The sequence below is a fragment of the Niveispirillum sp. CC-CTL257 genome (assembly GCF_059489915.1).
Genome location: NZ_JCAJXE010000001.1, coordinates 332,789 through 351,684, shown reverse-complemented (window position 1 = coordinate 351,684; position 18,896 = coordinate 332,789). Strand labels below are relative to the sequence as shown.

The window sequence follows — 18,896 nt, the reverse complement described above, 5'->3', positions numbered from 1 at the left end:
CGATTACCGCGCCCCGAACAGGGCGGCAGCGGCCGCCGCCGCACTGGAGGTGATCGGCGACAGGAACACAATATAGACCGGGAACACAAACAGGGCGGCACCCGCGACCACAAAACCAGCGGTCGGGGTCGGACGGTCCAGCGGCTCCGTCACATCATCAAAGTACATGGCCTTGATGACGCGCAGATAATAGAAGCAGCTGATACCCGAGGCGATGACACCAACGATCGCCAGAGGATACAGCCCCGCCTGCACGGCCGGCAGGAATACCGCCCACTTGCCCCAAAAGCCCGCCGCCGGCGGCACACCGGCCAAGGACCACATGAACACCGCCATGGCGAAGGCCAGCATGGGATGCGTCTTGGACAGGCCCGCCAGATCGGCGACCTCTTCAACCGCACGGCCCGACTGGCGCATCGACAGGATGATCGCGAAGACGCCGACATTCATGGCCAGATAGATCGCCATGTAAATCAGCACGCCGCGCACACCCTCCACCGAGCCGGCGGACAAACCCACCAGCGCGTAGCCGATATGGCCAATGGAGCTGTAGGCCATCAGGCGTTTGATGTTCTTCTGCTGGATGGCGCCCAGGGCACCGATGATCATGCTGGCGGCGGCGCAGAACTGGATCACCTGCTGCCACTGCATCGCCAAGTCGCCGAACGGACCGACCAGGACGCGGATGAACAGCGTGATGGCCGCCACCTTCGGGGCCACAGCGAAGAAGGCCGTGACCGAGGTCGGCGCACCCTCATAGACATCCGGCGTCCACATATGGAACGGCACGGCGGAAATCTTGAAGGCCAGACCGGAGGCCACGAACACCATGCCGATGACCACGCCAACCGAGGGCGTGCCCTCCAGAACAGCGGCCAGCTTGTCAAAGCTCGTGGTGCCGGCGAAGCCATAGACCAGGGACGCGCCATAGAGCAGCAGGCCCGAGGACAGGGCACCCAGCACGAAGTATTTCAGGCCGGCTTCCGTCGACTTCGCCACGTCACGCTTGAACGACGCGATGACATACAGCGCCAGCGACTGCAGCTCCAACCCGACATAGAGCGAGATCAGGTCGTTTGCCGACACCATGGCCAGCATACCGAGCGTGGCCAGCGCGATCAGCACCGGATATTCGAACCGGGCGACCCGTTCCTTCTCCAGATAATTGACCGACAGAATGACGGCCAGGGAGGAGGCAATCAGGATCAACAGCTTGGCAAAGACGCCAAAACTATCGGCCACGAACAGGCCGTTGAAGGTAACGGCACGGCCCTCCGGCCCCTGCAACAGCAGGAAGCCGGTGGTGATGAAAGAAGCGACCGTGAGCCAAGAGACGAGGCGCAGGCTGCCTTCACCCCGGAACACACCGATCATCAACAGGGCCATGCTTGCACAGGCCAGGAAGATCTCGGGCAGGGCCGGGGCCAGATCAGGGAAAGTTGCCATGGCTCAGTTCTCGCTCGCCGGTTGGGTCGCCGGGGTTTCGGTACGCAGTTCCGCCGTCGCAGGGGCCACAGCCTCCACCAGACCAGCCGCCTTCAGCGACGCCTGATGGTCGGCCAGGATCTTCTCGACCGTCGGGTTATAGACATTCTGGAAGCTGGCCGGATAGACGCCCATGATGATGACAATGGCCACCAGCGGAGCGAAGAAGGCGACTTCCCGCATGGACAGATCCGACATGGCCTTCACTTCCGGCTTTTCCAGCTTGCCGAAGAACAGCTTGCGGAACAGCAGCAGCATGTAGGCGGCACCCAGCACCAGACCCGTGGCCGACAGCATGCCGTACCAGGTGCTGACCTGGAACACGCCAAGCATCGTCAGGAATTCACCCACGAAGCCCGAGGTGCCCGGCAGGCCCACCGAGGCGAACATGAAGACCGCGAACACCACCGCATAGCGCGGCATGTTCTTGGCCATGCCGCCATAGGCAGCCATTTCGCGGGTATGCAGGCGGTTATAGGCAACGCCGATGCACAGGAAGAGAGCCGCCGACACGAAGGTGTGGCTCAGCATCTGGAACATGGCGCCATCCAGACCCTGCTGGTTCATGGCGAAGATGCCCATGGACACGTAACCCATGTGGGCCACGGAGCTATAGGCGATCATCTTCTTCATGTCAGTCTGCGCCAGCGCCACCAGCGAGGTGTAGATGATGGCGGCGATGGACATGAAGAAGACCACGTCCTGGAAGAAGAAGCTGGCTTCCGGCAGCATCTGCACATTGGCGCGGATCAGGCCGTAACCACCCATCTTCAGCATCACGCCGGCCAGCATCACAGAACCCGCCGTCGGCGCTTCCACGTGGGCGAACGGCAGCCAGGTATGGGCCGGCCAGATCGGCGTCTTCACGGCAAAGGCGATGAAGAAGGCCAGCCACAGCCAGATCTGCATGTTGGACGGGAACGGATAGTCCACCATCACCCGCATATCCATGGTCCCGGCCGTCAGATACATGGCCAGGATGGCCAGCAGCATCAGCACCGAACCGATGAAGGTGTAGATGAAGAACTTATAGGCCGCATAGACGCGGTTGGGACCGCCCCAGACGCCGATCAGCAGGAACATCGGCAGCAGCACCCCTTCGAAGAAGAGGTAGAACAGCACGAAATCCAGCGCCGTGAACATGCCGATCAGCATGGTTTCCAGCACCAGCAGCGCGATCATGAATTCCTTCACGCGCTTTTCCACCGCATCCCAGGAGGCCAGGACGCAGATCGGGGTCAGCAGGGTGGAGGCCAGCACGAACCAGATGGAGATGCCGTCCACGCCCTTGATATAGGCGATGTTGAAGGCCGGCAGCCAAGCCACCTCCTCCACCAGCTGGAAGCCGGGGTTGGAGGGGTCGAAGCCGGTCAGGATGAACAGCGAAACGATGAAAGTGATCAGGGACGTCCACAGCGCCACGCTCTTGGCGTTGCGGGCCACGGCCTCCTGCTCACCACGGATGAGCAGGATGAACAGGGCACCGACGAGGGGCAGGAACGTCGTCAGCGAAAGGATCGGCACATCGGCCATTTCGAAAGACTCCCTACCTCAACGCGCCAGGAGGAACCAGCCGGCCAACGCGACCACGCCGATCACCATAACGAATGCATAATGGTACACGTAACCCGACTGAACCCGGCTGGACGCCAGCGACAGGCGGCGGGTGACAGCGGCGGCCCCGTCGGGACCCAGCCCGTCGATCACGCCGATATCGACACCCTTCCACAGGCCGAAGCCCAGCTTCATGGCCGGACGCACGAACAGCGCGTCATACAGTTCGTCGAACATGTATTTGCGGAACACGAAGGCATGCACGGCCTTGAAAGTGTTGACGAAGGCACCGGGCAGGCCGGGGCTGAACATGTAGAAGACATAGGCCAGCACAATGCCCGAGACGCCGGCGGCCAGCGGGGCATAGGGGACCCAGCCCGGCACATGGTGGGCGGCCTCAATAATCGTCCCATGCTCACCGGCCAGCATCATAATGCTGCCCGACCAGAACGCGGCCATATCATGACCGACGAACCAGGGATAGGCGACGAAGCCGGCGAACAGCGCACCGATCGACAGAACGATCAGCGGCACCAGCATCACAGCCGGGCTTTCATGGACATGGGCCATCACCTTCTCCGACGCGCGCGGCTTGCCATGGAAGGTCATGATCAGCAGACGCCAGGAATAGAAGGCCGTCATAAAGGCGGCGGCGATACCCATCCAGAAGGCGAAGGAGCCGGCAGCGCTGTGCTTGGCATAGGCGACTTCCAGGATCATGTCCTTGGAGTAGAAGCCCGCGAAGAACGGGATACCGGCCAGCGCCAGATTACCGATCCACATCATCGTGTAGGTGCCGGGGATCAGCTTCCAGATACCGCCCATGTTGCGCATGTCCTGTTCATCCGACATGGCGTGGATGACCGAACCCGCACCCAGGAACAGCAGGGCCTTGAAGAAGGCGTGCGTCATCAGGTGGAAGATGGCGGCCGGATAGGCACCGACACCGATGGCGAAGAACATGTAGCCAAGCTGGCTCATCGTCGAATAGGCGATGACACGCTTGATGTCGAACTGGGTCAGGCCGATGGTCGCGGCCACGAAGGCGGTGGCGGCACCCAGATAGGTCACCACTTCCAACGCCACGGGCGCATATTCGAACACCGGGCTCATCCGGGCCAGCATGAACACGCCGGCGGTCACCATCGTGGCCGCATGGATCAGCGCCGACACAGGGGTCGGGCCTTCCATGGCGTCCGGCAGCCAGGTGTGCAGGCCCAGCTGCGCCGACTTACCCATGGCGCCGATGAACAGCAGCAGGCAGGCGCAGGTCAGGGCATGCACTTCCCAGGACAGGAAGTGGAATGTGGCATCAGCCTTTGATGCGGCCTGGGCGAAGATGCCGTCGAATTCCACAGTACCGAAGATGATGTAGACCGCCATGATGCCCAGCGCGAAGCCGAAATCACCCACGCGGTTGACCAGGAACGCCTTCATGGAGGCGTCATTGGCGCTCTTCTTCTCGTACCAGAAATTGATCAGCAGGTAGGAGGCAACGCCCACGCCTTCCCAGCCGAAGAACATCTGCAACAGGTTATCGGAGGTCACCAGCATGAGCATCATGAAGGTGAACAGCGACAGATAGGCCATGAAGCGCGCCCGGTGCGGGTCGTGGCTCATATAGCCGACCGAATAGACATGCACCATGGACGACACACCGTTCACGACGACCAGCATGACGGCGGTCAACGTGTCGATGCGCAGTGACCAGGACACCTCGAAGGTGCCGCTGTCGATCCAGGTGAACAGCTCAATGGTGCGCGCAGCCTCAGCCCCGCCAAACCCGACCTTCGTGAACAGGATCACGGACAGGACGGCAGCGGTCAGCACACCGGCGCAGGTGACGATCTGGGCCCCACGGTCGCCGATGATGCGCCCGAAGAACCCGGCGATGAAGGCGCCCAGCAGGGGCAGGAAGATGGCAGCGATTTCCATGATGCCCGCCTCAACCCTTCATCATGTTGATGTCTTCAACCGCGATGGTGCCGCGGTTACGGAAATAGACCACCAGGATCGCCAGACCGATGGCGGCCTCTGCGGCGGCCACCGTCAGGATGAACATGGTGAAAATCTGACCTACCAGATCGTTCAGATAGACGGAGAAGGACACCAGATTGATGTTGACCGCGAGAAGGATCATCTCGACCGACATCAGGATCACGATGACGTTCTTCCGGTTCAGGAAAATCCCGAACACGCCGATGGTGAAGAGGATGGCCGACAGCGTCAGGTAATGCGCCAGGCCGATAGAGCCGAGTTCCATGATCAGACGCCCCCCCGCGTCGGGACCTTGCGTACCTGCACCACCTCGGCGCGCTTGCGATCAAGCTGCTGGCCGATCTGCTGGCGACGGACACCGGGGCGCGACCGCAAGGTCAGCACGATGGCGCCGATCATGGCGACCAGCAGGATCAGGCCCGAGACCTGGAAGGCGTACACATAGTCGGTATAGAGGATATGGCCGATGGCTTCGGTGTTGGTCACCTGATCGACCGGCGGGATCGGCGCATTGTTGGCCTGACCGCCCACCGGGCCGCCCGCCAGCTGCGTTGCCGCCAGGAACACCAGCTCCACCGCCAGAATGGCGCCGACAACCAGCCCCACCGGCATGTAGCGCATGAAGCCCTGCCGGAGTTCCTGGAAATTGATGTCGAGCATCATCACCACGAACAGGAACAGCACCGCCACCGCGCCGACATAGACGATGACCAGGATCATGGCCACGAATTCAGCGCCGATCAGGACGAACAGACCGGCCGCGTTGAAGAAGGCGAGGATCAGGAACAGAACCGAGTGTACCGGGTTCTTGGCCGTGATCACCCGCACGGCAGAGGCCAGCAGGATGATGGCGAACGCATAGAATGCGATTGCGGTCAGGGTCATGTTACGCCGCCTCCGGCGCTGTGGTCATCGGGTACTGGGTCACGGAGGATACTCCGGGCGAAGGAATGTGGATGGCCGGGGACCCGGCCATCGATGAGGTCAACGGTAGGGCGCGTCAGCGGCCAGATTGGCCGCGATCTGCGCCTCCCAACGGTCACCATTCGCAAGCAGCTTGTCCTTGTTGTAGTACAGCTCCTCGCGCGTTTCCGTCGCGAATTCTAGGTTCGGCCCCTCGACGATGGCATCGACCGGGCAGGCCTCCTGGCACAGGCCGCAATAGATGCACTTCGTCATGTCAATGTCGTAGCGCGTGGTACGGCGGCTGCCATCCTCACGCGGTTCGGCCTCGATGGTGATGGCGAGCGCCGGGCAGATGGCCTCGCACAGCTTGCAGGCGATGCAGCGTTCTTCCCCATTGGGATAGCGGCGCAGCGCATGCTCACCCCGGAAGCGCGGGCTCGTGGGGCCACGCTCATACGGATAGTTCAGGGTCACACGCGGCTTGAACATGTAGCTGAAAGTCAGCGCCATGCCCTTCACCAGTTCCCACAAGAACAGGCCGCGCGCCGTACGGTCGAGCAAGGCCATGTTTCACCTCCATAATCGGGCGCGCCTTACGACCCACCCTCAAGCATCACCGGCAGGGGGTTGAAAAGCCCCCTCCCCCTCACGAAATCACTTGGGCAGCAGGTCGAAATAGACCAGCACACCGGACGTCAGCACCACCCAGATCAGGGAGAACGGCAGGAACACCTTCCACCCCAGACGCATCAGCTGGTCATAGCGGTAACGCGGCAGCGTCGCGCGGACCCAGATGAAGCAGAACAGCACAAAACAGATCTTGGCGATGAACCAGAGCGGACCCGGAATCCAGTTCAACGGCGCAATGTCCAGGGGCGGCAGCCAGCCCCCCAGGAACAACACCGTCGTCATGCCGCTCATCAGGATCATGTTGATGTATTCGCCCAGGAAGAACAGGGCGAAGGTCATCGACGAATATTCGACGTTGAAGCCGCCCGACAGCTCCGACTCACCTTCGGGCAAGTCGAACGGGGCGCGGTTCGTCTCGGCCAGGGCCGAGATAAAGAAGATGATGAACATCGGGAACAGCGGGATGAAGAACCAGACGGTCTTCTGCGCTTCCACGATCTTCGACAGGTTCAGCGACCCGACGCAGAGCAGGACGGTGATGATAACGAGGCCGATAGAGACCTCATACGACACCATCTGTGCCGCCGCGCGCAAACCGCCCAGGAAGGCGTATTTGGAGTTGGACGCCCAGCCGGCCATGATGATGCCGTACACGCCCAGCGAGGAGATCGCGAACAGGTACAGCACACCGACATTGATGTCAGCCAGCACCAGCCCCTCCCCGAACGGGATCACCGCCCAGGCCACCAGGGCCAGGAGGAAGGTCAGCATCGGGGCGGCCACGAAGACACCGGCATTGGCACCCGTCGGGATGACGGTTTCCTTGGCCAGAAGCTTAAGACCATCGGCGAAGGGCTGCAAAAGACCGAAGGGACCGACCACATTCGGACCCTGGCGCAGCTGCATCGCGGCCATCACCTTGCGTTCAAAATAGGTCAGCATCGCCATGCCGATCAGCAGCGGCACCACGATGGTGACGATGCCCGCGACGATACGGACGATCAGCGGCAGTTCAGCCCACAATTCCCACATCGTCACTTACTCCGCCGCGGCGGCCGCCAGGGCCGGCTTCAGAAAGGCTTCCGTACAATCGGCCATGGTCTGCGACGCACGGCTGATCGGGTCGGTCATGTAGAAATTCTCCACCGGCGAGGTGAAGTGCGCATCGGCCACCGCACCCTCGGTCCCGAACGGACCCCAGGATGCCGGCACCAGACGGTCCAGCGTGCCGAACACGGGGTTCAGCGCCACCATGCGCTGGCGCAGCTGCGCCAGCGTGTCATAGGGCAGGGTCTGGCCCAGTTCCGCCGATAGGGCGCGCAGGATCTTCCAGTCCTCGCGCGCCTCACCCAGCGGGAAGGCGGCCAGACGGGCCTGCTGCACGCGGCCTTCGGTGTTGACGTAGGTGGCGTTCTTTTCCGTGTAGGCGGCACCCGGCAGGATGACGTCGGCGCGGTGGGCACCACGGTCGCCATGGTGACCCTGATAGATCACGAAGGCCTTGCCGAAGCGGTCGGCCTCGATCTCGTCGGCACCCAGCAGGTACACGACCTCGATCTCGCCCTTCTGCGCACCGGACAGGATACCGCCCAGGTCGCGGCCACCGGCACCCGGCAGGAAACCGGCATCCAGCGCACCGACTCGGCCTGCGGCCAGATGCAGAACGTTGAAGCCGTTCCAGCCCTCACGCACGGCACCCACCGTTTCGGCCAGTTTCCGCGCCGCCGCCTGCACCGCCGGACCATCGCCACGGCGCAGCGCGCCGGCGCCCAGGATGATCAGCGGGTTCTTGGCATTGCGCAGGGTTTCGGCAAAGGCGTGGGTACCATTGGCCAGATCGGTCAGGACCGAACCGGCATTGCCCAGCCACTCCGTCGGGTAGGTCAGGTCGATATTCTGACCGACGACGGCAACCTTCTTCAGCTTGCCGGTCAGGTAGGTCTTGCGGATGCGGGAATTCACCAGCGGCGCTTCCCAGCGCGGGTTGGTGCCGATCAGCAGGACGACGTCGGCATTCTCAATCCCGGCAATGCCGCTATTGAAGATGTAGCCGGCGCGGTTGCTGGCATCGAAGCTGGCCCCGTCCTGACGGCAATCCAGGTTCTGCGAACCCAGCGCGTTCAACAGGTCCTTCAGGGCGACCGTGCTTTCGACATCGACCAGATCGCCAGCGACACCGGCAATCTTGGAACCGGCCACACCGGCAACCCGGGCCTTGATGGCGGCAAACGCCTCGGCCCAGGTGGCGGGCTTCAGCTTGCCGTCGGCACCACGCACATAGGGACGGTCCAGACGCTGACGCTTCAGGCCATCAATGGCATAGCGGGTCTTGTCGCTGATCCATTCCTCGTTCACATCCTCGTTCAGGCGCGGCAGAACGCGCAAAACCTCGCCGCCGCGGGCGTCGATGCGAATGTTGGAACCCACCGCGTCCATGACGTCGATGCTTTCCGTCTTGCGCAGTTCCCAGGGGCGGGCATTGAACGAGTAAGGCTTGGAGGTCAGCGCACCCACGGGGCAAACATCGACCAGATTGCCCGACATTTCCGAATTCACACCGGCTTCCAGCGCCGGCGTGATCTCCAGATGTTCACCACGGGCCAGACCGCCCAGGGCCGGCACACCAGCAATCTCATCCACGAAGCGGATGCAGCGCGTGCACTGGATGCAGCGGGTCATGAAGGTCTTGATCAGCGGACCCATGTACTTGTCGCTGACGGTGCGCTTGTTCTCTTCAAAGCGGCTGCGATCATAGCCGTAGGACACGGCCTGATCCTGCAGGTCGCATTCGCCACCCTGGTCGCAGATGGGGCAGTCCAGCGGATGGTTGATCAGCAGGAATTCCATCACGCCCTTGCGGGCCTTGTGGACGTTGGGGGTGTTGGTCTTCACCACCATCCCCTCGCCCACCGGCAGCGCGCAGGATGCGGCCGGCTTGGGCATGCGTTCCACTTCCACCAGGCACATGCGGCAATTGGCCGGCACGGACAGGCGCTCATGATAGCAGAAGCGCGGCACTTCGATGCCGAGCTGTTCGCAGGCCTGAAGCACCGAGGTACCGGGGGCGACTTCGATCTCGACGCCGTCAATGGTCAGTTTGGGCATGATATCCTCGTAAGACCCCGATTACTCGGCCGCCACGCGGGCGCCGCGATCGGCGCGCGTGCGGTATTCCAGGATGCGGCGTTCCACTTCCGGGCGGAAATGGCGCATCAGACCCTGGATCGGCCACGCCGCCGCGTCTCCCAGGGCGCAGATGGTGTGGCCTTCGACCTGCTTGGTGACGTCCAGCAGCATGTCGATCTCCTCAACATGCGCCTGACCCTTCACCAGACGTTCCATGACGCGCCACATCCAGCCCGTGCCCTCACGGCAAGGCGTGCACTGGCCGCAGCTCTCATGCATGTAGAACTTCGACAGGCGCGCAATGGCCTTCACGATGTCCGTGGACTTGTCCATGACGATGACGGCAGCCGTGCCCAAACCTGAGCGGACCTCACGCAGGCTGTCGAAATCCATCAGGACGGTGTCGCAGATTTCCTTGGGCAGCAGCGGAACCGAGGAGCCGCCGGGGATGATGGCCAGCAGGTTATCCCAGCCGCCACGCACGCCGCCGCAATGCTTCTCGATCAGTTCCTTCAGCGGGATGCCCATCTCTTCTTCGACGGTCGCCGGCTGGTTCACATGGCCCGACACGCAGAACAGCTTGGTGCCGCTGTTCTTGGGACGGCCCAAATTGGCGAACCAGGAAGCGCCACGACGCAGAATGGTCGGCACCACCGCGATGGATTCGACATTGTTCACCGTCGTCGGGCGGCTGTAGAGGCCGGCCATGGCGGGGAACGGGGGCTTGTTGCGGGGCTGGCCCTTCTTACCTTCCAGGCTTTCGATCAGCGCCGTCTCTTCGCCGCAGATATAGGCGCCAGCGCCCAGATGCAGATAGACGTCGTGATCATAGCCGGAACCGCAGGCGTTCTTGCCGATCAGGCCCGAGGCGTAAGCCTCGTCGATGGCGCGCTGAACGTTGGCGGCCTCGTGATAGAACTCACCACGGATATAGATATAGGTGGCGGTAGCACCGATGGCGAAACCAGCGATCAGGCAGCCTTCGATCAGCTTGTGCGGATCATGGCGCATGATCTCCCGGTCCTTACAGGTACCGGGCTCGCCCTCGTCGGCGTTGACCACCAGATAGACGGGGCCATTGCTGGTCTTGGGCATGAAGGACCACTTCATGCCCGTGGAGAAGCCGGCACCGCCACGACCGCGCAGGCCAGACTCCTTCACCAGATCAATGATATTATCCCGACCGAGATCCAGGATTTCCTTGGTGCCGGACCAGTCGCCACGGGTCTTGGCCCCGTCCAGGAACGGGCTTTCGAAACCGTAGAGGTTGGTGAAGATGCGGTCTTCATCGCGAAGCATGGTTCACCCTCCCCTTACGCTTGGCCGGCGGGCTTCACGCCCGCCTTGATAGCCGATTCGATCAGCGACGTCGGGCCGCCCACGGCGCAAGCCCGGATACGGCCATTCTGCGGACCGGTCGCGGGCTTCTCGCCACGCGCCAAGGCATCCAGGATCTTCTCCGTGGTCTCCGCCGTCAGGTCCTCGTAGAAATCGTCGCCGATCTGCATCATGGGCGCATTCACGCACGCACCCAGGCATTCAACCTCGATCACCGTGAACTGCCCGTCCGCCGTGGTCTGACCCGGCTTGATGCCCAGCTTCTTCTCGCAGGCATGCAGCACCTCATCCGACCCGCGCAGCCAGCACGGCGTGGTGGTGCAGACCTGGACGAAATGCTTACCAACAGGCTTCAGATTGTACATCGTATAGAAGCTCGCCACCTCCAGCGCGCGGATCGGCGCCATGTCGAGATAGTGAGCCACATAATCGATGGCGACTTTGGGCAGCCAGCCGCCGCACTGACGCTGGGCCAGATCAAGCAGCGGCATTACCGCACTTTGTTGTCGGCCCTCGGGGTACTTGGCGATGATGCGCTTGGCCAGCTCGATATTCTCTGCGGTGAATTCGAAGCTGGTCGGCTCCGCCACTGCGGGGCCATGGGAATGGGCGGCACTCATCGATCAATCTCTCCGAACACAATGTCCATGGAGCCGATGATCGCCACGGCGTCGGCGAGCATGTGGCCCTTGGACATGAAATCCATCGCCTGCAGATGCGAGAAACCCGTGGGGCGAATCTTGCAGCGGTACGGGCGGTTCGTCCCGTCAGCCACCAGATAGACGCCCAGTTCACCCTTGGGCGACTCGGTCGCCGTATAGGTCTCGCCAGCCGGCACGTGGTAGCCTTCGGTGTACAGCTTGAAATGGTGGATCAGCGCTTCCATCGAGCGCTTCATCTCGCCACGGCTCGGCGGCGTAACCTTGCGGTCATTCAGCTTCACCGGGCCCGGCGTCTTGGACAACTTGTCCAACGCCTGGCGGATGATGTGCATCGACTGCTTCATCTCCTCCATGCGGACCAGATAACGGGCATAGCAATCGCCCGTCAGACCCACGGGAACGTCGAAGTCGAACTCTTCATAGCTGTCATAGGGCTGCGCCTTGCGCAGATCCCAGGCCACGTTGGAGCCGCGCAGCATCGGGCCGGAGAAGCCCCAGGCCAGCGCGTCGGCAGCCGACACCACACCGATATCGACGGTGCGCTGCTTGAACACCCGGTTCTCGGACAGCAGCCCTTCCAGGTCAGCCATGAATTTCGGGAACGTCTCGGTATAGGCAAAGATATCGTCGGCCAGACCAGCCGGCAGATCCAGGTTCACGCCACCGGGACGGAAATAATTCGCATGCAGGCGCGCACCCGACACCCGCTCATAGAACTCCATCAGCTTCTCACGCTCCTCAAAGCCCCAGAGGGCAGGCGTGATGGCGCCGACGTCGAGCGCGAAGGTGGTGAGGTTCAGCAGGTGGTTCAGAACGCGGGTGATCTCCGCGAACAGCACACGGATATACTGGCCGCGCTTGGGCGGGGTGATGCCCAGCAGCTTTTCGACGGCCAACACCCAGGTGTGCTCCATCGACATCGGGGACACATAGTCCAACCGGTCGAAATAGGGCGTGGCCTGGGTATAGGTCTTGTACTCGATCAGCTTTTCGGTGCCACGGTGCAGTAGGCCGATATGCGGATCGGCGCGTTCCACCACCTCGCCATCCATTTCCATCACCAGACGCAGCACGCCATGGGCGGCCGGGTGCTGGGGACCGAAATTCATGGTCAAGGGCTTGATCGCCACTTCGCCCTGAGAGGCGGGTGCCGACAGGGACATCCCGGTTTCGGTCGCGACGTTGGTCGTTGCCATCTCCTGGCCCCCTTAACGCTTGTCCGCGATGGCGGGACGTGCCGCCAGCGGGATAACGGCCTTTTCATCGCCCGGCAGCTGCACATCCGTCATCCCTTCCCAGGGCGACAGGAAGTCGAAGCTGCGGAAATCCTGGGTCAGCTTCACCGGTTCATAAACGACGCGGCGCTGTTCGGCGTCGTAGCGCAGCTCGACAAAGCCGGTCAGCGGGAAGTCCTTGCGCAGGGGATGCCCCTCAAACCCATAGTCGGTGAGGATGCGGCGCAGGTCAGGGTTATCGGCGAAGAAAATGCCGTAGAGATCCCAGGCCTCACGCTCGAACCAGCCAGCCACAGGATAAAGCGACACAACAGAGGCCACGGGCGTGTCCTCGTCCGTTGCCACCTTCACACGGATGCGGTGGTTGTGCTTCACGGACAGCAGGTTATAGACAACCTCGAACCGCTCCGCGCGGTCGGGATAGTCCACACCGGCAATGTCGGCCAGCATCTCGCAATGGGTGGTCGAATCATCACGCAGGAACTGGATACCCTTGAACAGCGCCGCGCGCGTCAGGGTCACGGCCAGCTCGCCATGGGCGATCTCGGTCTTCACGACAGCAGCGCCCAGGGCGTTGCCGATATAGTCACCGAGTTCCTTGAGGGCCTCGTCGCTCATCCTAAGCGTCCTCGTCCAATAACCAACGTCAGGCGCGGATCAGGCGGTTACCGCCCTTGATCTTCTTCTGCAATTGCAGAATGCCGTAAACCAGCGCCTCCGCCGTGGGCGGGCAACCGGGCACATAGATGTCGACAGGCACGATGCGGTCGCAACCGCGCACCACCGAGTAGGAATAGTGATAGTAGCCGCCGCCATTGGCGCAGCTGCCCATCGAGATGACCCAGCGCGGTTCGGCCATCTGGTCGTAAACCTTGCGGAGCGCCGGGGCCATCTTGTTGCAGAGCGTGCCGGCCACGATCATCACGTCGGACTGACGCGGGCTGGGACGGGGGATGACGCCGAACCGGTCCAGATCATAGCGCGCCATATAGGCGTGGATCATTTCCACAGCGCAGCAGGCCAGACCGAAGGTCATGGGCCAGAGCGAGCCGGTGCGCGCCCAGTTCAGCAGGTCATCATACTTGGCGACCAGGAAGCCCTTGTCGTTCAGTTCGGTGGTGACCGCATTCAGATAGGCCTCCTGCGCTGCGCCGGGCGGCAGGGGGCTGGTGTTCGTGGTGATGAGATTGCTGCTCATGGCTCTATCGCTCCCAGGCTGGCCGGACGGGATCACTCCCACTCCAGCGCCCCCTTCTTCCATTCATAGATGAAGCCGATGGTCAGGATGCCCAGGAACACCATCATCGACCAGAAACCGAACATGCCGATATCGCCCAGGGCGACCGCCCACGGGAACAGGAAAGCCACTTCCAGGTCGAAGATGATGAACAGGATCGACACCAGATAGAAGCGGACGTCGAACTTGCTGCGCGCATCCTCGAACGCCTCGAAGCCGCACTCATAGGCGGACAGCTTCTCAGCATCGGGCTTCTGCTTGCCCACCACAAGGGAGGCCGCGATCATCGCACCCGCCACGACCGTGGCGATGGCCAGGAAGACCAGGATCGGGAGATACTGCACCAGCAGCGGGTTGGACATCGGATCGGACATCGTGACACCGGTTCAGCCCGGTGCCGCGCCACAGATAGTCGTCGGGCCGACAGGCTCGGGCCGAGGATCATTCGTGTCGCAACCACGGGCGGTTCATGGACCAGGAAGGCCACCGGGGAACCCGGAGCCCACGGGAATATAGGCCCCGTCCACACCGGAAGGAAAGCGAATTACGCCAATTTCGGGGCTGAGAAACGTTCGCAACTGGGCGGAAACGCTGACAGTTCCGCCGATTGGTGCGGCGCGGCAAACCAGCGTTGCGTTGCAGGGATTACTCAATGGCACCAATTGCATGGCACCGCAAAACGGTTCGGAAATACAAAAATTCAGCATATCCCCGTGTGGGGATGCTGATTTTAAAATCTATTTGCGCTATGGGATTTTCAAAATGTCGCGCGAGAGATCAAAGATCATGCAGCAGACATTTTTGAAGGAGGGTGGCGCGAGTGACGGGACTTGAACCCGCGGCCTCCGGCGTGACAGGCCGGCGCTCTAACCAACTGAGCTACACCCGCGCAGGGCGGAAGAAGTTAGCGTCCTCTCCGGGACGGCCATCCATCAGGGGATGGCGCGAGTGACGGGACTTGAACCCGCGGCCTCCGGCGTGACAGGCCGGCGCTCTAACCAACTGAGCTACACCCGCACAACAACGGCACACTTGTCAGAGTGCGCCTGAACCTCGAAGAAAAGTGGCGCGAGTGACGGGACTTGAACCCGCGGCCTCCGGCGTGACAGGCCGGCGCTCTAACCAACTGAGCTACACCCGCAAACTTTTCAAACAGCGCCGCGACCGTTTCCAGCCCCGCCGCCGCTGAGGTGGGCGGGTGTATATTCGACCCCGCCACCCTTGTCAAACATGAAATCGACAGGCGAATGCTTGTCAGGTGCCCTTGGCGTGGCGCAGGGCCAGCAGCCGGTCCAGCACGATGTCCAGATTGGCGGGCGGGTCCCGCTTCTCAAAGGCGTCGGGGCCACCATAGCGGCTGAGCGCCAGTTCCAGCGCCCGCCAGAGCTGTTCGGCGATTTCCAGTTCCTGCTGGTCGATGGCCAGTTCCAGCGCAGCCAGAATACGGTCGCCCAAACGACGATCAGCGGAATCGGTCACGAAACGCCTTCCTCTTTCTCGCACACAGCCGCCGGTGACGGCCATGCCGGCATCATAGCCGTTCCGCCCGCCGCGCGACAGGTGGAATGCTAAATCAGCGATGTCGGATGAAGGGAATGGTGGGCGGTGAGGGGATCGAACCCCCGACCTGCGGTGTGTAAAACCGATGCTCTACCTCTGAGCTAACCGCCCGAACCGTTCGCTGGCCGGGACAATAGCGGCAGAAACGGGAGAATCAACAAAGAAGTTGCCGGGGCCTGACATGAAAAGGTCCATAAAACGAAAAACGGGCGCGCCCGACGGCCGCCCGTTTTCTATCCGTCAGGCCGCCCGGCATATCGCCGGGCATCCCAGACAGCTGTCGCTTAGTTCAGCGCGTCCTTCAGGCCCTTGCCGGGCTTGAACTTCGGCTGCTTGCTGGCGGCGATGGAGATCTTCTCACCGGTGCGGGGATTGCGGCCCTCGGAGGCAGCGCGCTCGGCCACCGCGAAGGTGCCGAAGCCAACCAGACGCACTTCGTCGCCCTTCTTCAGCGCGCCGGTGATCCCATCAAAAACCGCATCGACGGCCTTGTTCGCGTCCGCCTTGGACAGACCAGCCGCTTCGGCGACCGCGGCAACGAGATCGTTCTTGTTCACTTAAGGCCCCCCTCATCAAGAGAGTATCGGTTGCAACGTGCCCGAGATGTCTTCCCAGGCATCAAGGGATTGGGTTCCGCCGCCAACACAAGGGTTTGTGCGGGTGGCGGCGGAACCCAATTCACACGATTTCCAATCGTACTTCAATGGCGAATCACGCCGTCACGCTCTTCATCCCCAGCTTTTCCGGGCACCTGGGCCACTTCTTCGGGCTCAGACCACTCAATTCCAACCGGCGCCGTCACCAACGCCTGCGCAAGAACCTCATCTACGGTTGAAACCGGGATGATCGTCAGGCCCTTTTTGACGTTATCGGGGATTTCGGCCAGATCCTTCTCATTATCCTTGGGAATCAGCACGCGCTTGATTCCCGCCCGGAGTGCCGCCAGCAGCTTTTCCTTCAGGCCGCCAATGGCCAGAACCTTGCCACGCAGGGTAATCTCACCCGTCATGGCAATGTCCTTGGCCACCGCGATGCCCGTCAGGACAGAGACGATGGTAGTGATCATGGCCACGCCAGCCGACGGGCCATCCTTCGGGGTCGCCCCCTCCGGCACATGGACATGGATGTCGCGCTTTTCGAACAGGGTCGGCTTGATCCCGAACTTCAGTGCGTTGGCCTTCACATAGGATTCGGCGGCCTGCACCGATTCCTTCATGACGTCGCCCAGCTTGCCCGTGGTCTGGATGCGGCCCTTGCCGCGCAGCATCACGGCCTCGATGGTCAGGATCTCTCCGCCCACTTCGGTCCAGGCCAGACCGGTGGTGGCACCGACCTGATCCTCCAGCTCGGCCTCGCCGAATCGGAAGCGCTTCACGCCCGCGAACTTTTCGAGGTTCTTAGGCGTGACCTTCACCTTGTCGAGACCCTTCATCAGGATCTCTTTGATGGCCTTGCGCGCCAGATTGGCGATCTCACGCTCCAGCGAGCGCACGCCGGCTTCGCGCGTGTAATAGCGAATCAGGTCGCGCAGTGCCTCGTCGGTGATGGTGAATTCGCCGGCCTTCAGGCCATGGTCGCTCACCTGCTTGGCGATCAGGTGGCGCTTGGCGATCTCCACCTTCTCATCCTCGGTGTAACCGGCCAGACGGATGATCTCCATACGGTCCAACAGCGGCTGCGGCATGCGCAGCGAATTGGCCGTGCAGACGAACATCACGTCCGACAGGTCGTAATCGACCTCCAGATAATGGTCGCTGAAGGTGCTGTTCTGCTCAGGGTCCAGTACCTCCAGCAGGGCCGACGACGGATCGCCGCGCCAGTCGGCGCCCAGCTTGTCGATCTCGTCCAGCAGGAATAGCGGGTTGGAGGTCTTGGCCTTCTTCATGCCCTGGATGACCTTGCCGGGCATAGAGCCGATATAGGTACGGCGGTGACCGCGTACCTCGGCCTCATCCCGCACGCCGCCCAGGGACATGCGCACAAAGTTGCGGCCCGTGGCCTTGGCAATGGACTTGCCCAGCGAGGTCTTGCCCACGCCGGGGGGACCGACCAGACACAGGATCGGGCCCTTCACCTTGTCCATGCGCTGCTGGACCGCCAGATATTCCAGGATGCGTTCCTTGACCTTCTCCAGACCGTGATGGTCGGCGTTCAGGATGGTTTCCGCACCCTTGATATCCTTCTTGATCTTGCTGCGCTTCTTCCAGGGGATCGACAGCATCCAGTCCAGATAGTTGCGCACCACCGTCGCCTCGGCGCTCATCGGGCTCATGGTGCGCAGCTTCTTAACCTCGGCCAGGGCCTTTTCGCGGGCTTCCTTGCTGAACTTGGTCTTGGCGATCTTTTCCTCGATCTCCGCCACCTCGTCCTTGCCGTCCTCGCCCTCGCCCAATTCCTTCTGAATGGCCTTCATCTGCTCATTCAGATAGTACTCGCGCTGGGTCTTCTCCATCTGGCGCTTCACGCGGCTGCGGATGCGCTTTTCCACCTGCAGCACCCCGATCTCGCCTTCCATGAAGGCATAGACCCGCTCCAACCGCTCGGCGACCGTGGGGGTCTCCAGCAACTGCTGCTTTTCAGGGATCTTCAGCTGGAGATGGCTGGCGATGGTGTCGGCTAGCTTGCCCGGCTCTTCGATCTGGTTGATGGAAACCAGCACCTCGGGCGGGATCTTCTTGTTCAGCTTGATATATTGCTCGAACTGCGACACGGCCGCGCGCGACAGGGCCTCAAGCTCCTGCGGCTCGCCCACCTTCTCGTCGATCAGCTCGGCATAGGCCTGGAAGAAATCCTCATTCTCACCGAACTTGGTGATGGTGGCGCGCTTGCCGCCCTCCACCAGCACCTTCACTGTGCCGTCGGGCAGCTTCAGCAGCTGCAAAACCGTGCCGATGGTGCCGACAGAAAAGATGTCGGCCGGCGTGGGGTCATCCTGGGAGGCGTTCTTCTGGGTGACCAGCAGGATCTGCTTGTCATCCTTCATCACGTCTTCCAGCGCGCGGACGGATTTCTCGCGGCCCACGAACAACGGGACGATCATGTGCGGGAAGACGACGATGTCTCTCAGCGGGAGGACCGGGTAGAGAACACCGCGGGGGATGTCCAGCATCTTAAGTCAGCCTTCTATATGCATGCCGCCAGCCCCGCTGGGCCTGGACCGACCGC

The 18,896-nt window shown here is 62.0% G+C and carries 17 protein-coding genes and 4 tRNA genes; all 21 read right to left on the bottom strand.

Annotation, left to right across the window (positions count from 1 at the left end; genetic code table 11):
* Positions 1–3 precede the first annotated feature (3 nt).
* The 21 genes from nuoN to lon all read right to left on the bottom strand — a co-directional run bounded on the left by nuoN (position 4) and on the right by lon (position 18,840).
* The gene (gene nuoN, locus ABC729_RS01730) at positions 4–1,446 is read right to left on the bottom strand and encodes an NADH-quinone oxidoreductase subunit NuoN (protein WP_495605943.1); all 1,443 of its coding nucleotides are present in this window, start codon (positions 1,444–1,446) and stop codon (positions 4–6) included.
* A gap of 3 nt (positions 1,447–1,449) precedes the next feature.
* A complete protein-coding gene (locus ABC729_RS01725; RefSeq protein ID WP_495605942.1) occupies positions 1,450–3,018 on the bottom strand; it encodes an NADH-quinone oxidoreductase subunit M in 1,569 nt (522 codons plus the stop codon).
* Positions 3,019–3,036: 18 nt separating this feature from the next.
* On the bottom strand, positions 3,037–4,974 hold the full coding sequence (nuoL, locus tag ABC729_RS01720) for an NADH-quinone oxidoreductase subunit L (protein ID WP_495605941.1): 1,938 nt from the start codon (positions 4,972–4,974) through the stop codon (positions 3,037–3,039).
* A gap of 10 nt (positions 4,975–4,984) precedes the next feature.
* Positions 4,985–5,302: an NADH-quinone oxidoreductase subunit NuoK gene (gene nuoK / locus ABC729_RS01715; protein ID WP_495605940.1), complete on the bottom strand. Its 318-nt coding sequence runs from the start codon at positions 5,300–5,302 to the stop codon at positions 4,985–4,987.
* Positions 5,303–5,304: 2 nt separating this feature from the next.
* The gene (locus tag ABC729_RS01710) at positions 5,305–5,922 is read right to left on the bottom strand and encodes an NADH-quinone oxidoreductase subunit J (RefSeq protein ID WP_054170169.1); all 618 of its coding nucleotides are present in this window, start codon (positions 5,920–5,922) and stop codon (positions 5,305–5,307) included.
* Between the two features lie 99 nt (positions 5,923–6,021).
* On the bottom strand, positions 6,022–6,510 hold the full coding sequence (gene nuoI, locus ABC729_RS01705; RefSeq protein ID WP_054170170.1) for an NADH-quinone oxidoreductase subunit NuoI: 489 nt from the start codon (positions 6,508–6,510) through the stop codon (positions 6,022–6,024).
* Between the two features lie 87 nt (positions 6,511–6,597).
* Positions 6,598–7,605: an NADH-quinone oxidoreductase subunit NuoH gene (gene nuoH / locus ABC729_RS01700; RefSeq protein ID WP_495605939.1), complete on the bottom strand. Its 1,008-nt coding sequence runs from the start codon at positions 7,603–7,605 to the stop codon at positions 6,598–6,600.
* Between the two features lie 6 nt (positions 7,606–7,611).
* Positions 7,612–9,678 (bottom strand): NADH-quinone oxidoreductase subunit NuoG, encoded by a 2,067-nt coding sequence (nuoG, locus tag ABC729_RS01695; RefSeq protein ID WP_495605938.1) that lies wholly within the window; start codon positions 9,676–9,678, stop codon positions 7,612–7,614.
* 21 nt (positions 9,679–9,699) lie between these two features.
* Entirely contained in the window at positions 9,700–10,998 is a 1,299-nt protein-coding gene (nuoF, locus tag ABC729_RS01690; protein ID WP_495605937.1) for an NADH-quinone oxidoreductase subunit NuoF, read from the bottom strand.
* Between the two features lie 14 nt (positions 10,999–11,012).
* Positions 11,013–11,657: an NADH-quinone oxidoreductase subunit NuoE gene (gene nuoE, locus ABC729_RS01685; protein WP_495605936.1), complete on the bottom strand. Its 645-nt coding sequence runs from the start codon at positions 11,655–11,657 to the stop codon at positions 11,013–11,015.
* Complete coding sequence (locus tag ABC729_RS01680; RefSeq protein WP_495608625.1) at positions 11,654–12,862, bottom strand: NADH-quinone oxidoreductase subunit D; 1,209 nt, start codon at positions 12,860–12,862, stop codon at positions 11,654–11,656. Before ABC729_RS01680 ends, nuoE begins: the two co-directional genes overlap by 4 nt.
* A gap of 45 nt (positions 12,863–12,907) precedes the next feature.
* Positions 12,908–13,552 carry an NADH-quinone oxidoreductase subunit C gene (locus tag ABC729_RS01675; RefSeq protein ID WP_495605935.1) on the bottom strand — a complete coding sequence of 215 codons (645 nt, stop codon included), beginning with the start codon at positions 13,550–13,552 and terminating at the stop codon, positions 12,908–12,910.
* Between the two features lie 28 nt (positions 13,553–13,580).
* Entirely contained in the window at positions 13,581–14,132 is a 552-nt protein-coding gene (locus ABC729_RS01670; protein WP_495605934.1) for a NuoB/complex I 20 kDa subunit family protein, read from the bottom strand.
* 32 nt (positions 14,133–14,164) lie between these two features.
* Complete coding sequence (locus ABC729_RS01665; RefSeq protein WP_292912894.1) at positions 14,165–14,533, bottom strand: NADH-quinone oxidoreductase subunit A; 369 nt, start codon at positions 14,531–14,533, stop codon at positions 14,165–14,167.
* Positions 14,534–14,983: 450 nt separating this feature from the next.
* A tRNA-Asp gene (locus ABC729_RS01660) sits at positions 14,984–15,060 on the bottom strand.
* 51 nt (positions 15,061–15,111) lie between these two features.
* A tRNA-Asp gene (locus tag ABC729_RS01655) sits at positions 15,112–15,188 on the bottom strand.
* 47 nt (positions 15,189–15,235) lie between these two features.
* Positions 15,236–15,312: transfer RNA gene (locus ABC729_RS01650), tRNA-Asp, on the bottom strand.
* Positions 15,313–15,425: 113 nt separating this feature from the next.
* Positions 15,426–15,650, bottom strand: a complete 225-nt coding sequence (locus ABC729_RS01645) for a hypothetical protein (RefSeq protein WP_495605933.1) — start codon at positions 15,648–15,650, stop codon at positions 15,426–15,428.
* 117 nt (positions 15,651–15,767) lie between these two features.
* Positions 15,768–15,842: transfer RNA gene (locus tag ABC729_RS01640), tRNA-Val, on the bottom strand.
* Positions 15,843–16,015: 173 nt separating this feature from the next.
* Positions 16,016–16,288: an HU family DNA-binding protein gene (locus ABC729_RS01635; protein WP_054170185.1), complete on the bottom strand. Its 273-nt coding sequence runs from the start codon at positions 16,286–16,288 to the stop codon at positions 16,016–16,018.
* 143 nt (positions 16,289–16,431) lie between these two features.
* On the bottom strand, positions 16,432–18,840 hold the full coding sequence (gene lon, locus ABC729_RS01630; protein ID WP_495605932.1) for an endopeptidase La: 2,409 nt from the start codon (positions 18,838–18,840) through the stop codon (positions 16,432–16,434).
* Between the last annotated feature and the right edge of the window lie 56 nt (positions 18,841–18,896).

What these genes read in the sequence shown, in the direction of transcription:
- nuoN (WP_495605943.1), bottom strand. Translation starts at nt 1,446, where the DNA reads ATGGCAACTTTCCCTGATCTGGCCCCGGCCCTGCCCGAGATCTTCCTG.
- ABC729_RS01725 (WP_495605942.1), bottom strand. Translation starts at nt 3,018, where the DNA reads ATGGCCGATGTGCCGATCCTTTCGCTGACGACGTTCCTGCCCCTCGTC.
- nuoL (WP_495605941.1), bottom strand. Translation starts at nt 4,974, where the DNA reads ATGGAAATCGCTGCCATCTTCCTGCCCCTGCTGGGCGCCTTCATCGCC.
- nuoK (WP_495605940.1), bottom strand. Translation starts at nt 5,302, where the DNA reads ATGGAACTCGGCTCTATCGGCCTGGCGCATTACCTGACGCTGTCGGCC.
- ABC729_RS01710 (WP_054170169.1), bottom strand. Translation starts at nt 5,922, where the DNA reads ATGACCCTGACCGCAATCGCATTCTATGCGTTCGCCATCATCCTGCTG.
- nuoI (WP_054170170.1), bottom strand. Translation starts at nt 6,510, where the DNA reads ATGGCCTTGCTCGACCGTACGGCGCGCGGCCTGTTCTTGTGGGAACTG.
- nuoH (WP_495605939.1), bottom strand. Translation starts at nt 7,605, where the DNA reads ATGTGGGAATTGTGGGCTGAACTGCCGCTGATCGTCCGTATCGTCGCG.
- nuoG (WP_495605938.1), bottom strand. Translation starts at nt 9,678, where the DNA reads ATGCCCAAACTGACCATTGACGGCGTCGAGATCGAAGTCGCCCCCGGT.
- nuoF (WP_495605937.1), bottom strand. Translation starts at nt 10,998, where the DNA reads ATGCTTCGCGATGAAGACCGCATCTTCACCAACCTCTACGGTTTCGAA.
- nuoE (WP_495605936.1), bottom strand. Translation starts at nt 11,657, where the DNA reads ATGAGTGCCGCCCATTCCCATGGCCCCGCAGTGGCGGAGCCGACCAGC.
- ABC729_RS01680 (WP_495608625.1), bottom strand. Translation starts at nt 12,862, where the DNA reads ATGTCCCTGTCGGCACCCGCCTCTCAGGGCGAAGTGGCGATCAAGCCC.
- ABC729_RS01675 (WP_495605935.1), bottom strand. Translation starts at nt 13,552, where the DNA reads ATGAGCGACGAGGCCCTCAAGGAACTCGGTGACTATATCGGCAACGCC.
- ABC729_RS01670 (WP_495605934.1), bottom strand. Translation starts at nt 14,132, where the DNA reads ATGAGCAGCAATCTCATCACCACGAACACCAGCCCCCTGCCGCCCGGC.
- ABC729_RS01665 (WP_292912894.1), bottom strand. Translation starts at nt 14,533, where the DNA reads ATGTCCAACCCGCTGCTGGTGCAGTATCTCCCGATCCTGGTCTTCCTG.
- lon (WP_495605932.1), bottom strand. Translation starts at nt 18,840, where the DNA reads ATGCTGGACATCCCCCGCGGTGTTCTCTACCCGGTCCTCCCGCTGAGA.